This window comes from Escherichia sp. MOD1-EC5433, assembly GCF_002966005.1.
Taxonomy (GTDB): Bacteria; Pseudomonadota; Gammaproteobacteria; order Enterobacterales; family Enterobacteriaceae; genus Escherichia; species Escherichia ruysiae.
This window is the reverse complement of record NZ_PTRL01000012.1, coordinates 37,243-52,257: the sequence shown is the minus strand read 5'-3', so window position 1 is coordinate 52,257 and position 15,015 is coordinate 37,243. Positions and strand designations below refer to the sequence as shown.

The 15,015-nt window shown below is 52.6% G+C and carries 13 protein-coding genes and 1 pseudogene; 7 read left to right on the top strand and 7 right to left on the bottom strand.

Annotated elements, in window-relative coordinates:
* Positions 1–77 precede the first annotated feature (77 nt).
* Positions 78–842, top strand: a complete 765-nt coding sequence (locus C3D30_RS19530) for a phosphodiester glycosidase family protein (RefSeq protein WP_021549971.1) — start codon at positions 78–80, stop codon at positions 840–842.
* A gap of 135 nt (positions 843–977) precedes the next feature.
* Here C3D30_RS19530 and uvrD read toward each other — a convergent pair whose 3' ends face one another.
* The 6 genes from uvrD to lptM form a co-directional block, all read right to left on the bottom strand.
* Positions 978–3,140, bottom strand: a complete 2,163-nt coding sequence (gene uvrD / locus C3D30_RS19525; protein ID WP_000383446.1) for a DNA helicase II — start codon at positions 3,138–3,140, stop codon at positions 978–980.
* An 83-nt stretch (positions 3,141–3,223) separates the two neighbouring features.
* Positions 3,224–3,940: a 5-amino-6-(5-phospho-D-ribitylamino)uracil phosphatase YigB gene (gene yigB, locus C3D30_RS19520; protein WP_001213582.1), complete on the bottom strand. Its 717-nt coding sequence runs from the start codon at positions 3,938–3,940 to the stop codon at positions 3,224–3,226.
* Complete coding sequence (gene xerC, locus C3D30_RS19515; protein ID WP_016158862.1) at positions 3,940–4,836, bottom strand: tyrosine recombinase XerC; 897 nt, start codon at positions 4,834–4,836, stop codon at positions 3,940–3,942. The genes yigB and xerC overlap by 1 nt, the downstream gene beginning before the upstream one ends.
* Positions 4,833–5,540 (bottom strand): DUF484 domain-containing protein, encoded by a 708-nt coding sequence (locus C3D30_RS19510; protein ID WP_021549970.1) that lies wholly within the window; start codon positions 5,538–5,540, stop codon positions 4,833–4,835. Before C3D30_RS19510 ends, xerC begins: the two co-directional genes overlap by 4 nt.
* Positions 5,537–6,361: a diaminopimelate epimerase gene (gene dapF / locus C3D30_RS19505; RefSeq protein ID WP_105287290.1), complete on the bottom strand. Its 825-nt coding sequence runs from the start codon at positions 6,359–6,361 to the stop codon at positions 5,537–5,539. The genes C3D30_RS19510 and dapF overlap by 4 nt, the downstream gene beginning before the upstream one ends.
* A gap of 36 nt (positions 6,362–6,397) precedes the next feature.
* The gene (gene lptM / locus C3D30_RS19500) at positions 6,398–6,601 is read right to left on the bottom strand and encodes an LPS translocon maturation chaperone LptM (protein ID WP_000799886.1); all 204 of its coding nucleotides are present in this window, start codon (positions 6,599–6,601) and stop codon (positions 6,398–6,400) included.
* Between the two features lie 179 nt (positions 6,602–6,780).
* Between lptM and C3D30_RS20685 the strand changes: the two are divergent.
* Positions 6,781–6,972: pseudogene (locus tag C3D30_RS20685) on the top strand (DKNYY family protein); the annotation flags it as partial.
* Positions 6,973–7,019: 47 nt separating this feature from the next.
* Entirely contained in the window at positions 7,020–7,340 is a 321-nt protein-coding gene (gene cyaY / locus C3D30_RS19495) for an iron donor protein CyaY (protein ID WP_000999936.1), read from the top strand.
* Positions 7,341–7,379: 39 nt separating this feature from the next.
* Here the strand turns inward: cyaY and cyaA are convergent, their stop codons facing one another.
* Positions 7,380–9,926 carry a class I adenylate cyclase gene (gene cyaA, locus C3D30_RS19490; protein WP_000281706.1) on the bottom strand — a complete coding sequence of 849 codons (2,547 nt, stop codon included), beginning with the start codon at positions 9,924–9,926 and terminating at the stop codon, positions 7,380–7,382.
* A 385-nt stretch (positions 9,927–10,311) separates the two neighbouring features.
* Between cyaA and hemC the strand changes: the two genes are divergently transcribed.
* Genes hemC through hemY form a run of 4 tightly spaced genes read left to right on the top strand, consistent with a single transcriptional unit; the run spans position 10,312 to position 14,386 of the window.
* Complete coding sequence (gene hemC / locus C3D30_RS19480; RefSeq protein ID WP_032147775.1) at positions 10,312–11,253, top strand: hydroxymethylbilane synthase; 942 nt, start codon at positions 10,312–10,314, stop codon at positions 11,251–11,253.
* Entirely contained in the window at positions 11,250–11,990 is a 741-nt protein-coding gene (gene hemD / locus C3D30_RS19475; RefSeq protein ID WP_105287289.1) for a uroporphyrinogen-III synthase, read from the top strand. Before hemC ends, hemD begins: the two co-directional genes overlap by 4 nt.
* Before the next feature lie 21 nt (positions 11,991–12,011).
* Entirely contained in the window at positions 12,012–13,187 is a 1,176-nt protein-coding gene (gene hemX / locus C3D30_RS19470) for a uroporphyrinogen-III C-methyltransferase (protein WP_105287288.1), read from the top strand.
* Between the two features lie 2 nt (positions 13,188–13,189).
* Positions 13,190–14,386: a protoheme IX biogenesis protein HemY gene (gene hemY / locus C3D30_RS19465; protein WP_000921807.1), complete on the top strand. Its 1,197-nt coding sequence runs from the start codon at positions 13,190–13,192 to the stop codon at positions 14,384–14,386.
* Positions 14,387–15,015: the final 629 nt, after the last annotated feature.

Here is a 15,015-nt window from a genome sequence, read left to right as displayed (position 1 = left end):
AATAGTTGAACTTCGCGCTTTTTGGTACTCGTCAAGGTCGTTAACAGGATAAAAAAATCACACAGCCAGGACCTATAATGGCGCATCGGCTACTCATTGGTAAAGGAATGATCACCTTGAATCTCAAACGGATTTTTCTCGCCCTCGTCTTACTCCCCTTGTTTGCTGTTGCTGCTGATGACTGCGCGCTCTCAGATCCGTCGCTGACAGTACAGGCGTATACCGTTAACCCTCAGACAGAGCGGGTGAAAATGTACTGGCAAAAAGCCAATGGCGAAGCGTGGGGAACGTTACATGCGCTGCTGGCGGATATTAATAGCCAAGGGCAAATTCAGATGGTGATGAACGGCGGCATCTATGATGAAAGCTATGCGCCGCTCGGTTTGTACATCGAAAACGGTCAGCAGAAGGTGGCGCTAAATCTCGCCTCAGGGGAAGGGAACTTCTTTATCCGTCCTGGCGGCGTGTTTTATGTCGCGGGAGATAAAGCCGCTATCGTTCCGCTGCAGGCATTTAAAGCCAGTAAAGAGATTCAGTTCGCAGTGCAGTCAGGGCCAATGTTGTTAGAAAACGGCGTAATTAATCCGCGCATTCACCCGAATGTTGCCTCGCGTAAAATTCGTAACGGTGTAGGGATAAATAAACAAGGGAACGCTGTGTTTTTGTTGAGCCAGCAGGCGACAAATTTTTATGATTTTGCCTGCTATGCCAAAGCAAAACTGGACGTCGAGCAGCTGCTTTATCTTGATGGCACGATCTCGCATATGTATATGAAAGGCGGAGCACTCCCGTGGCAACGCTATCCTTTTGTTACCATGATTTCCGTCGAGCGGAAAAGTTAGAATGATAGTTTTGTGTCAGATACTGAATATGGTGCTGATGCCGGATGCGGCGTAAACGCCTTATCCGGCCGCAATTTATTGAATCTGCATGATTTTGTAGGCCGGATAAGGTGCACAGCACCGCATCCGGCAACGTTACACCGTCTCCAGCCGGGCGTAAGCCGCCACCAGCCATTTGATTCCCTGGCCCTGGAACGCCACCTGCAAACGGCTATGTTCGCCGCTGCCTTCCATATTGACGATAGTGCCTTCACCAAACTTAGCGTGGCGCACGCGCTGGCCGAGTTTGTAGCCGCTGTCGTTCTCGACCATCGGCGTACCCATACGCTGATGGCTGACCGGACGGCTTACCGTAGCGCGCAAGCGTACCTCTTCCACACACTCTTCCGGCAGCTCACCGATAAAGCGCGATGGGCGATGGTAAACTTCTTTGCCGTACAGGCGGCGGGTTTCCGCGTAAGTCAGCGTCAGTTTCTGCATCGCGCGGGTTACACCAACGTAGGCCAGACGGCGTTCTTCTTCCAGACGCCCGCCTTCATCCAGCGACATCTGACTTGGGAACATGCCCTCTTCCATACCGACAATAAACACCTGCGGAAACTCCAGACCTTTCGCCGAGTGAAGCGTCATCAACTGTACCGCGTCCTGCCAGGTATCCGCCTGCCCTTCACCTGCTTCGAGCGCCGCGTGAGAGAGGAACGCCTGTAGCGGCATTAAATCTTCGTCTTCTTCGTTGTAGCTGAACTGGCGCGTTGCCGTCACCAGTTCCTCTAAGTTTTCGATACGCGTCTGGCCTTTTTCGCCTTTCTCCTGCTCGTACATGGTGCGCAGGCCGGAGTCTTTAATTACCCGGTCAGTCTGTACATGCAGCGGCATATCGGCAGTTTCTTGCGCTAAGGCGTCGATCAGTTCCATAAACCGCTGCAAGGCGCTGGCAGCACGACCAGCGAGAGCTTTTTCCTGCAACAGTTCACGACACGCCTGCCAGAGAGTTAACTGGCGATCGCGCGATGTCTGGCGCACTACGTCCAGCGTCCGGTCACCAATACCCCGCGTTGGCGTATTGACCACGCGCTCAAATGCCGCATCATCGTTGCGGTTGGCAATCAGGCGTAGATACGAGAGCGCATCTTTGATTTCCTGACGTTCGAAGAAGCGCATCCCGCCGTAAATGCGATACGGCATACTGGCCTGCAATAAAGCTTCTTCCAGTACACGCGACTGGGCGTTGCTACGGTAGAGGATAGCGCACTCAGCGAGCGCCCCGCCGTTGTCCTGCCAGGTTTTGATGCGGTTAACCACGAAACGCGCTTCATCGAGTTCGTTAAAGGCGCAATAGAGGGAAATCGGCTCACCGTCCGCACCATCGGTCCACAGTTTTTTACCCAGACGCCCATTGTTGTTTTCAATCAGGGCGTTGGCGGCGCTCAGAATATTGCTGGTAGAGCGGTAGTTTTGCTCCAGACGAATAGTTTCGGCACCGGGGAAATCATTGAGGAAACGCTGAATATTCTCGACCTGCGCCCCACGCCAGCCATAGATTGACTGGTCGTCATCACCAACAATCATTACTTTGCCGGTATCGCCCGCCAGCAGGCGGATCCACGCATACTGAATGTTGTTGGTATCCTGGAATTCGTCCACCAGAATGTTGGTGAAACGTTCGCGATAGTGCTGAAGGATATGTGGCTTGTTAAGCCACAGCTCATGTGCACGTAGCAGCAGTTCCGCGAAGTCCACCAGACCCGCGCGATCACACGCTTCCTGATACGCCTGATACACCTTCTGCCAGGTTTGCTCCACCGGATTACCGTAGCTTTGAATATGATGCGGACGCAGTCCTTCATCTTTCTGGCTGTTGATGTACCACATTGCCTGACGTGGCGGCCACTGCTTCTCGTCGAGATTCATCGCCTTGATCAGACGTTTAAGCAGGCGCAGTTGGTCTTCGCTATCGAGGATCTGGAAATCCTGCGGCAGGTTGGCGTCCATATGGTGCGCACGCAGCAGGCGGTGCGCCAGCCCGTGGAAGGTGCCGACCCACATGCCGCCCTGACTGGTGCCCATCAGTTGCCCGATACGATGGCGCATCTCCGCCGCCGCTTTGTTGGTAAACGTCACCGCCATAATCGAATACGGTGAGCAGTTTTCCACGCTCATCAGCCAGGCGATACGATGCACCAGTACACGCGTCTTACCACTGCCCGCGCCCGCCAGCACCAGAAGATTGCTGCGTGGCGCGGCCACCGCTTCGCGCTGTTTGTCATTAAGGCTTTCGAGCAGGTAAGAAACGTCCATTGGCACCGCCGCGTAAAAATAGGTTGGGCGGAGAAGCGCAACGCCCTCCGCCAAAAAGCTGGGTATATATACAGATTTGCTGATTATATCAGCGAGGTCAGAGATGCCAACCGGGAAATTTCCAGATGCGGCAGTAAACGGCTGTCCCTGGTTTGCATCAGATCGCCATTTTCCGGTCTGATCCAACAGGCCTGCATTCCGCTGCGGATCGCCCCACCCACGTCGGTGGTAAGATCGTCACCTACATGTAAGATCTCGCCGATCGGCACATTGAGTTTTTCTGCCGCCAGAAAGTACATATCGCTGAACGGCTTCGAGCGTCCGTGTGGGCCAGCGCGCAGCACAAACTCAAAGTAGTCGCCCAAACCAAACAGTTCCGGCTGTGCGTTACCGTTGGTGATCGCCACCAGCGGCCATTTCTTCGCCAGCTGTTTTAAGGTGTCGTGGGTTTGCTGCGGAACATCGATCCGACTGCGCCATTTGGCAAAGTTGATCATCGCAGCATGTGCGCCTGCACTGGCCTCTTCGGCACTCAGCCCGGCATCGAGCATCGCTTGTTCAATCGAGCGAAAACGCCAGCGCGTCACGTCGTGATAAATCTCGGGTTCCGCTTCCCGTACCGCCTGGCGCAGGCGTTGCAGATCTTCATTCTGGAAGCTGCGCAGCGCCGGATGATAATTTTGTACAAAGGTAAGCGCCTCTCGCTCGGTGCGCAAAATCACCGGACGGTTATCGTAAAGGGTATCATCCAGGTCAAAGGTGAGCGCCGAGATGCGCCCCAAAGGCCGGTAAAAACGCATTATTTCCCCCGTTTGGCGCGTGGATGCGCCGCATCGTACACCGAGGCAAGGTGTTGAAAATCAAGATGAGTATAGATTTGCGTGGTGGAGAGGTTGGCATGACCCAGCAGCTCCTGCACACCACGAAGATCGCCGCTCGACTCCAGCATATGCGTAGCGAACGAGTGACGTAATTTATGCGGGTGAACGTGATTATTCAGCCCCTGTTTGATGCCCCATTCGGCAAAGCGTTTTTGTACGTTACGCGCAGAGATGCGTTTGCCCAGTTTCGACAGGAAAAGTGCGTCGTCTTCACTGCCAAACAGGTCGCGTAAATCAAGCCAGTGCTCAATCCACGCCACGGCGTTACGACCAATCGGCAGGCGGCGCTCTTTGCTGCCTTTTCCCATCACCCACACTTCGCCGGACTCCAGGTCGAGATGTTTGATATCCAGCCCCACCAGTTCGGAAAGACGCAGCCCCGCGCCGTACATCACTTCCAGCATTGCCCGGTCGCGTACAGCGAGGGGATCGTTAATATCAATATCCAGCAGCCGATTCATATCATCGACATCGATATTTTTCGGCAGATGACGCGGCGCTTTCGGTGCCGAAACACCTTTTGCCGGGTTAGCTTTGAGTTCGTTCTGGCTAACCAGCCAGTCAAAAAAGCTACGTAGCGCAGAAAGCCGTAACGCGAGGCTTGCCGCTCCCAGCCCTTTACGGCGACTGCGTACAGCAAAATTACGCACCATCGTCACATCACATTGTTGCCAGCTTTGCAGGCCGTTTTCGCTGGCAAAATTGATGATCGCCTCAAGCTGGCGCTGGTAGTTAACCAGGGTAATCGGGCTAAGTTGACGCTCCACGCTCAAATAACGTAGGTAGCGTTCCACATCGGTATGTAAATCGGTCATACGCGTTCAATCCAACGCTCCAGAAGCTCCGGCATCATCAGCGCAATTTCATGGAGTAACTGCGTTCCCTGCCCTTGTTGATAGTGACTGGCATCACGGCTGGTGAACAGCACCACACCAAGATCAGCATCACTTCCCAGCATCGACATCGCCACCGATCCCACCGCTTTCGCTTCCGGCAGCACCACCAGCAATTCAGGCCCGTTAAGCGGCCCCAGATAATGCGGTTCCTGCCCCAGACGCTGAATACGCAGAGGTTCGAAAGCCTGACGGCTTAATGCCAGATGGGTATGGTTCGACGGCGCGCCTAAACGCCAACGATCCGGGAACAGGCGCAGACTCGCACCCGCCAGGCCAAGATCGCGTGCCCACCGATGAAAGCGCATTAGCATGTCGTCGAGACTGCTGGCGGCAGTAAGAGTGCGCTGCAAATAGAGTAAGCGATAAAACAGGCCTTCGTTGGCGATAGCCTGTTCCATCAACAGCGCCATGTTCTCTTCCAGAACATGAATATGGTTACGCGCGCGAGCCATATGCCATTCGACGAGCGAAACGGTGCCACGTACCGGATGCGGCACTCGAATTGCCTCTACTGCGTGCGCATTGCGGATAAAAAACTCAGGATTTTTAATCAGGTAATCGACAACCGCCCGGTCATCAAGCTCCGTGAGTGTTTCCTGTAGTTCTTCCCCTGGTTGCTTCATAGATGAATAAATCCGTCGTAAACATGTACTGCCGGACCCGTCATATATAACGGATGACCCGGACCTTTCCAGGCAATATCAAGGCGACCACCAGGGAGTTCCACACGAACTTCTTCGGCCAGCAAACCTTTCTGAATCCCTACCGCTACCGCCGCACACGCGCCGCTGCCGCAGGCTTGGGTTTCACCTGCCCCACGCTCATAAACGCGTAAACGAATATGCTCGCGCTTAACCACTTGCATGAAACCAATGTTGGCGCGCTCCGGGAAACGTTCGTGGCTTTCCAGAACTGGCCCCAGTGTTTCTACCGCCGCAGTATCGACATCATCGACCTGAATCACGCAGTGCGGATTTCCCATCGACACCACGCCGCATAAGATTGTCTGCTCGGCGGCGCGCATGATATAGGTCTTTTCCGCTTTGTTGGCGCGAAATGGCACGGCGGAAGGTTCGAAATTTGGTTCCCCCATATTTACCCGTACCAGATCGTCATCAGTGACGGTCAGTACCATCCGACCATTGGCGGTGCTGACGCGAATATCGCGCTTATTGGTCAGCCCTTTCAGGCGTACAAAGCGGGCAAAGCAGCGTGCACCGTTGCCACACTGCGCCACTTCACTACCGTCAGCATTGAAAATGCGATAGTGGAAATCCAGTTCTGGATCGTACGGCGGCTCAACCACCAGTAGCTGGTCAAAACCCACACCCAGGTGCCGATCCGCCAGGCGACGAATCAGATCCGGTGAAAAAAAGACATTCTGCGTTACCGCGTCGACGACCATAAAATCGTTGCCAAGGCCATGCATTTTCGAGAACTGCATTATCTACTCCATTCACGCGGGTACAGAAACTGACTTTTAGTAATTCACCTGAGATGGGCCATCGCCAGTGGCGCGGTCGTTTTTATCCGGCAACGTGGATTGTGTTTGCGTATCTACCGGTTTGGTCGGCGGTGGCGCGTTTTTATCTGCGGGCGGGAAATAGAGCGGACCTTTCAGACCGCAGCCCGTCAGGCTGAAAAGAGTAAGTAATACAGTGAGTGCTTTAAACACGTTTTTCATTATGGATTGCCTGTAAAGTTCATCGCTTTCTGCTTTCTATCATCGCAGGAGAAGACGTAAAAGCAAGCGTTTAGCGACTCTTTATGAAGTCTGAAAAGTGAGGAATTGCTGCGAGTATAACGCTTACAAGAGAGGATTTATGTTTTGCTGGTAGTTTCGTGATCGACACCTCGCGCCAGGATGGCTTTATGTACTATCGCAATGTTTATACCTGGATCGATACAGAGGTAAGGGTTACGTCATTCCCCTGCCCGGCGAAAACACACTTCAGAGAGGAAGATGTGCGTGAGATTCAAAACAGAGACATTATTATTCCGGTGACGGAGGAATCATGCCGGAATGCAGCAGACGGGCAAACTTTGAAGCCCTGACCCCATGCCGCTATACTGCCGCCATCACCTAAAAACAGGATACAACAATGAACGACAGTGAATTTCATCGCCTGGCTGACCAACTGTGGCTAACCATTGAAGAACACCTGGACGATTGGGATGGCGACAGCGATATCGACTGCGAAATCAACGGCGGCGTACTGACCATTACCTTTGAAAATGGCAGCAAAATTATTATCAACCGCCAGGAACCACTGCACCAAGTATGGCTGGCAACCAAACAGGGCGGCTACCACTTTGATCTGAAAGGCGACGAGTGGATTTGCGATCGCAGCGGCGAAACCTTCTGGGATTTGCTGGAACAGGCGGCGACGCAGCAGGCGGGAGAGACGGTGAGCTTCCGTTAAGATTTCATGCCGGATAAGCCTCGCTTTCCGGCATACTCATCACGAAAAATACTGCTGTAACAGCGGCGTGTCATTATCCTGATTGGCTGGCGGCATGTTGCCGATAGATTTGGTACGGAACGGAATGACCTGTTCGCGACCATCGACCTTCACAATCTGATAGAACTGCGGCAGGTTGAAGTTGATGAAACTGGAGCCGTAAGTGAAACGGTCGTGCGATGACGAGTAGAAGCGGCTGACGTCACGCACCAGCTCCTCTTTGCTACCTTCGCAGTGGTGATACACCTCAACCCGATTGCTTTCATCGAGAATGTAGATATTAAAACCGTTCTCATCATGCGTTTCTTCGAAGAAGAACTGGATTATCCCTTCGCTGGCAAAGCCATCCACTACTGCCGGTAATTTGACGTGATTGGTCTCAACCTGCACTGACAAACCATGCAGTTTGTTATGCGAAATAGCACCATAAAACTCAATAGCATTTTCCAGTTTCTGCACAGACACATTCAGGCGTTCGAAGAACAAGCCCCAGGTTTGACCAGAAACACGCAGCGCCTTGAAGCGCCCGGTTTCCTGGCGAGTGCTGGAAAGACGCAGTTCGATACACTCAGAAACCAGTTGTTGCACGCGAGTACGGATTAATCCGCGCAGATGCTGACTGTAGCAGAAGACTTCTACGCTATCCGGCGGCGCGGCGTCCTGATGCATTTTGCCAAGGATGGTTTTCAGGGCTTCAATCATCGACTGCTCGCCGTTGAAATGTAGCGTGCGCACTTCGTTCCATGAATTGCGATACAACAGGTCAACACTACCCACCAGGCATTTTTGCTCTTCGCCAAAGCTGAAGACATCCAGCTTACGGAAATCGAAATGTACTACCTGGTTACGAAACGCTGTCGTCGGGTCATATTCCAGGTTGACGATAATCGCCAGATGGCGGATCTCACAGGGGCTGTAGAGCGCCTTCGGCGTCGGCGCAGGTAAACGCAACGGGAAATGGTGCGACACATCAGCCACCATCTCCTGCAACTTAGGCAGATCGACAATGCCGTTGCCTTTAATAAACAGATGCGTCCGTGATGTCAGCAAGCCATTAAACCACGCCCAGGCCACCAGCTTATTCAGATAGCGGTTATATTCCAGCGGCTGATGACTGATGATCGACTCGATTGTCGGCGCACGGTTATACAGATACCAACCTGAACGGTTGGCACGACCCGGCGGCACATAAATAAAGGTCAGGTTTGGCTCGGAAAGATCCGGTGAAATCTGCGGGTTTACCAGCGTCACTTTCCCCGGTAATGCTTCAAACGCAGCGTACAGTTTACGCGTCAGCACGCCGATATCCTGCGGGCTGGCGGAAACGCTAAGGTTATTGCGACGGGCAAAGCGGATCAGATTACGGTAGCTCTGCATCATCGCATCAAGCAACTCGTTGTGCGCTTCACGCACCTGATCAATCTTCCAGTTGGCGCGATTATCAAGCATCGCCAGACGGGCTTCGTCCCATCCCCACTCTTTTACCAGTTGGCTTAATACTTCACGACGCCAGCCTACGCAAGCGCGTTCGCGGCTGAGTTTTTCGCACACTTTTAAATAGAAGCAGCGACGCACTAAATCCAGACGGGTGAAATCTTCAATTGCCGTCAGATATTCAGTAACGCGCTCCAGCATCATGCAGTAAGGATCGAGACCAAATGACACTATCTCGCCATCGTGCAAACGCTGTTTGATATCTTTCGCCAGCAGGCGTGGGTCTGGATATTCCCAGGAATAAGCTTCCAGCAGCAGTGTTTTCAGCACCGCTTTGTATGGAGAATCGATGCTTTTGTAGAGTTGCCAAAGGCTGGCGCCAAAGTACTCTTCAGCGGAAAGCGAGCTTAAGCCACCGAGATCCAGCCATTCATTAGGCGTGAGCACGCCCTGCGCGTAGAGCGTCATTACGTAGTCATCGTAATGCTCCTCTTCGTCGCACGGCACCATATTCCACAGAATACGCTTACCAGCGAGACGCACGGCGGTACGATAAAATTCGTCAAGCAGCAGTATATGCTGGGTAGAGCCACAATCTTCGCCCCCCAGACTACCACTTTCATTATGGCGGAAACGGTTTTCATCAATCAGGAAGAAGCTGACTTCCACGCCCAGCGAGGCGGCCCAACTTTCCAGCAGGCTGCATTTACGTTGTAGTAACTGGCGCTCTTCGCTATCGAGCCAGGATTGATGGCAGACCCAGATATCCAGGTCGGAGGAACAGCTTTGCCCTATAGACGAGGTGCTGCCCATGGTGTATACGCCAGTAATCGGAAGCTCGCCTTTTGGCGGATCCTGTACTGACATTCCACGATACAGTTCCAGTTCGTTCAGGTAGTGGCGTTGGGTTTCATCAGGCGTGTAAAGGCAAATGCCTCTGGGAACATTACCATCAAGGTAACCCGGCATTAGCGGATGGTGATAGTGCAACAATGTCGGCAGCAGACTGTAGACCTGTTGGAATGCAGGCCCCATAGCAGCAAGCGCGCGATCCACGCGCAATTGATTTATGGCATCCAGTCTCTGTTTCAGAGTCTCAATATAGAGGTACAAGACGTATCGCCTGATTTGCTACCCGTCATATCTGTGATTCCGCCAACATCAACGGAAACACGCGGCATTCGGGATATTTCGTATGTCAAAGGTAACCGTACCACTTTCCGCGCCTGGTTTTTTTAGTTTCACGACGAAAAAATGGTCTAAAACGTGATCAATTTAACACCTTGCCGGTTGACCGTAAAGAAAGATGCGCTACATACAAGTGTAGCACCGTTTATTCTCTGTAAATTCCGTATTACGACGGCTTGAAGCGCCTGTCAGGAACCAGCGCCTGGCTACATTTTACGTTTTGCACAGGCATCGACGTTTCACCACAACACTGACATCGCTCCGGCAAGGATGTTAGGATGGACCATGGATGATAATGACGGTAACAAGCATGTTAGACAATGTTTTAAGAATTGCCACACGCCAAAGCCCACTTGCACTCTGGCAGGCACATTATGTCAAAGACAAATTGATGGCGAGCCATCCAGGGCTGGTGGTTGAACTGGTGCCGATGGTAACGCGCGGCGATGTGATTCTTGATACGCCGCTGGCGAAGGTTGGCGGAAAAGGCTTATTTGTGAAAGAGCTGGAGGTCGCGCTCCTGGAAAACCGTGCCGATATCGCCGTGCATTCAATGAAAGATGTGCCGGTTGAATTTCCGCAAGGACTGGGGCTGGTCACCATTTGCGAGCGCGAAGATCCTCGCGATGCCTTTGTTTCCAATAACTATGACAGTCTGGATGCGTTACCCGCAGGCAGCATCGTCGGAACTTCCAGCTTACGCCGCCAGTGCCAACTGGCTGAACGCCGTCCGGATCTCATTATCCGTTCTCTGCGCGGCAATGTCGGTACTCGTCTGAGTAAACTGGATAATGGCGAATACGATGCCATTATTCTTGCCGTAGCTGGCTTAAAACGTTTAGGACTGGAGTCTCGCATTCGTGCTGCGCTGCCGCCTGAAATTTCTCTTCCGGCAGTAGGACAAGGTGCTGTAGGCATTGAATGCCGCCTTGATGATTCGCGCACCCGCGAGGTACTCGCCGCGCTGAATCACCACGAAACTGCGCTACGCGTCACCGCCGAACGCGCCATGAATACCCGCCTCGAAGGCGGTTGTCAGGTGCCGATTGGTAGCTATGCCGAACTTATCAATGGCGAAATCTGGCTGCGTGCGCTGGTTGGCGCACCGGACGGTTCGCAGATTATTCGCGGTGAGCGCCGTGGTTCGCCGCAGGATGCCGAGCAAATGGGCATTTCGCTGGCGGAAGAGCTGCTGAATAACGGCGCGCGCGAGATCCTCGCCGAAGTCTACAGCGGAGATGCGCCAGCATGAGTATCCTGGTCACCCGCCCATCTCCCGCAGGAGAAGAGTTAGTGAGCCGTCTGCGCGCACTGGGACTGGTGGCCTGGCATTTTCCGCTGATTGAGTTTTCTCCGGGTCGGCAACTGCCACAACTTGCCGACCAGTTGGCAGCACTGAGCGAAGGCGATCTGGTATTTGCCCTTTCGCAACATGCCGTTGCTTTTGCACAGTCACAGCTGCATCAGCAAGGTCTCAAGTGGCCCGCCCTACCCGCTTATTTCGCCATTGGTCGCACTACCGCACTGGCGCTGCATACCGTGAGCGGACACGAAGTTCGTTATCCGCAGGATCGGGAAATCAGCGAAGTCTTGCTACAATTACCTGAATTACAAAATATTGCAGGCAAACGTGCGTTAATTTTACGTGGCAACGGCGGTCGTGAGCTGATCGGGGATACCCTGATGGCACGCGGTGCTGAAGTCATTTTTTGCGAATGTTATCAACGATGCGCCATTCATTACGATGGTGCAGAAGAAGCGATGCGCTGGCAGTCTCGCGAAGTGACAACTGTCGTTGTTACCAGCGGTGAAATGCTGCAACAGCTCTGGTCGCTGATTCCACGATGGTATCGTGAGCACTGGTTACTACGCTGTCGACTACTGGTTGTCAGCGAGCGTCTGGCGAAACTCGCCCGGGAACTGGGCTGGCAAGATATTAAGGTCGCCGATAACGCAGACAACGATGCGCTTTTACGGGCATTACAATAACTCTCATAACAGGAAGCCATAATGACGGAACAAGAAAAAACCTCCGCCGTGGTTGAAGAGACCAGGGAGGTCGTGGACACCACGCCACAATCTGTCACAGTAGAAAAAAAGAGTAATAACAGTACTGCTCTAATTTTAAGTGCGGTGGCTATCGCTATTGCTCTGGCTGCAGGTGTCGGTTTGTATGGCTGGGGTAAACAACAGGCCGTCAGTCAGACGGCCACCAGCGATGTTCTGGCTAACCAACTCGCGGCTCTGCAAAAAGCCCAGGAGAGCCAAAAAGCCGAGCTGGAAAGCATCATAAAACAACAGGCTACGCAGTTAGAGCAGGCAAATCGTCAGCAAGAAACGCTGGCCAAAAAGCTGGATGAAGTTCAACAAAAGGTCGCCACTATTTCAGGTAGTGACGCCAAAACCTGGCTGCTGGCGCAGGCTGATTTCCTGGTGAAGCTCGCCGGACGTAAGCTGTGGAGCGATCAGGACGTCACTACCGCTGCGGCATTGCTGAAAAGCGCAGACGCCAGCCTGGCGGATATGAATGACCCGAGTCTGATTACCGTTCGCCGGGCAATTACCGATGATATCGCCAGCCTTTCTGCGGTCTCGCAGGTAGATTATGACGGCATCATCCTCAAGCTGAATCAACTTTCTAATCAGGTTGATAACCTGCGTCTGGCCGATAATGACAGTGACGGTTCGCCGATGGATTCCGATGGTGAAGAGCTTTCCAGCTCCATCAGCGAATGGCGCATCAATCTGCAAAAAAGCTGGCAGAACTTTATGGACAACTTCATTACGATTCGCCGTCGTGATGACACCGCCGTACCGCTGTTAGCGCCGAATCAGGATATCTATCTGCGCGAAAATATTCGCTCTCGCCTGCTGGTCGCTGCACAAGCTGTGCCACGTCATCAGCAAGAGACTTACCGCCAGGCGCTGGAGAACGTCTCCACCTGGGTACGTGCTTACTACGATACTGACGATGCCACCACCAAAGCGTTCCTCGACGAGGTGGATCAGTTAAGTCAGCAAAATATCTCGATGGATCTCCCGGAAACCCTGCAAAGCCAGGCAATGCTGGAAGAACTGATGCAGACTCGCGTGCGCAATCTGCTGGCGCAACCAGTAACACCAGTAGCGGAGGCTGCACCTGCACCGCAAGCTGATACACCGGCAGCCGCGCCGCAAGGAGAATAACCATGCTAAAAGTGTTATTGCTCTTTGTGTTGCTGATTGCAGGCATCGTCGTCGGCCCAATGATTGCCGGACACCAGGGTTACGTGCTGATCCAAACGGATAACTACAATATCGAAACCAGCGTCACGGGACTGGCAATCATTTTGATTCTGGCGATGGTGGTGCTGTTTGCTATCGAATGGTTACTGCGACGGATTTTCCGCACAGGCGCACACACTCGCGGTTGGTTTGTCGGCCGTAAGCGTCGCCGCGCGCGTAAACAGACCGAGCAGGCGCTGCTGAAACTGGCGGAAGGCGATTATCAGCAAGTCGAAAAGCTGATGGCGAAAAATGCCGATCATGCTGAGCAACCCGTAGTGAACTATTTGCTGGCTGCCGAAGCCGCGCAACAGCGTGGTGATGAATCGCGCGCCAATCAGCATCTGGAACGCGCGGCAGAACTGGCGGGCAATGATACTATTCCGGTAGAAATCGCCCGCGTTCGCCTGCAACTGGCGCGTAATGAAAACCATGCGGCACGCCACGGCGTGGATAAGTTGTTGGAAGTAACGCCACGCCATCCAGAAGTATTACGTCTGGCTGAACAGGCTTATATCCGCACGGGCGCATGGAGTTCGCTACTGGACATCATCCCATCAATGGCGAAAGCCCACGTTAGCGATGAAGAACACCGCGCAGCACTGGAACAACAGGCATGGATTGGCCTGATGGATCAGGCGCGGGCTGATGACGGTAGTGAAGGCTTGCGTAACTGGTGGAAAAATCAAAGCCGGAAAACGCGTCATCAGGTGGCGTTGCAGGTGGCAATGGCGGAACACCTTATTGAGTGTGATGACCATGACACCGCCCAGCAAATTATCATCGACGGCCTGAAACACCAGTATGACGATCGTTTGCTACTGCCGATCCCACGCCTGAAAACCAATAATCCAGAACAACTGGAAAAAGTGTTGCGCCAACAGATCAAAAACGTGGGCGACCGCCCGCTGTTATGGAGCACATTGGGTCAGTCGCTGATGAAGCATGGCGAATGGCAGGAAGCATCCCTCGCCTTCCGCGCGGCGCTGAAACAACGCCCGGACGCTTATGATTATGCATGGCTTGCCGACGTGCTGGACAGACTGCACAAACCGGAAGAAGCCGCCGCGATGCGCCGCGACGGTTTAATGCTAACGTTACAGAATAACCCGCCACAGTAATCCTTTCTCACCTGGAGGCACAGAGCCTCCGGGCCTTTCCTGAAGGGATAAAAAAACGCCTGCTCTTATTACGGAGCAGGCGTTAAAACAGGTCTGTATGACAACAAGTGGGTGCTTCACTCAACGTTGTGTCCATGGTGTCTGATGAGGCAAAAGCGACATCTGTCAGTGGACGATAAGCACCGTAAACGGCTCTGCGTCATTCCGGAGTTTATGAGGCACTAAGGCGAACATAAGAAATGGAATGAGCATCTACTCAATCATTATGCCATATAGGACAAGGAAATAACATCCTTTAATACTTGTTATGAGATAATTCTGCACCCTGTTTTCATTCACTTGCAATAATTACATTGGTGAATGTTATCTCAAATCTGGCAGCCTTTGGTTATATACTTCATGAATAGTTAAAGTCGTTAAATAGGCAATATAAATATTAATTGAATTCAAAATCAAAATAGCATCAATAATCAATATTATATAATAAACCAGCCTTACATATCCGCCACACTGGAGGTAGGATTGAAAATGCTCTCCTGATATTCATATTTATTTCCACGGTATATAAATAATATATTTCCATAAATTATTTATATAATTATTTTATCAGGGAGAGGGATCTCAATTAT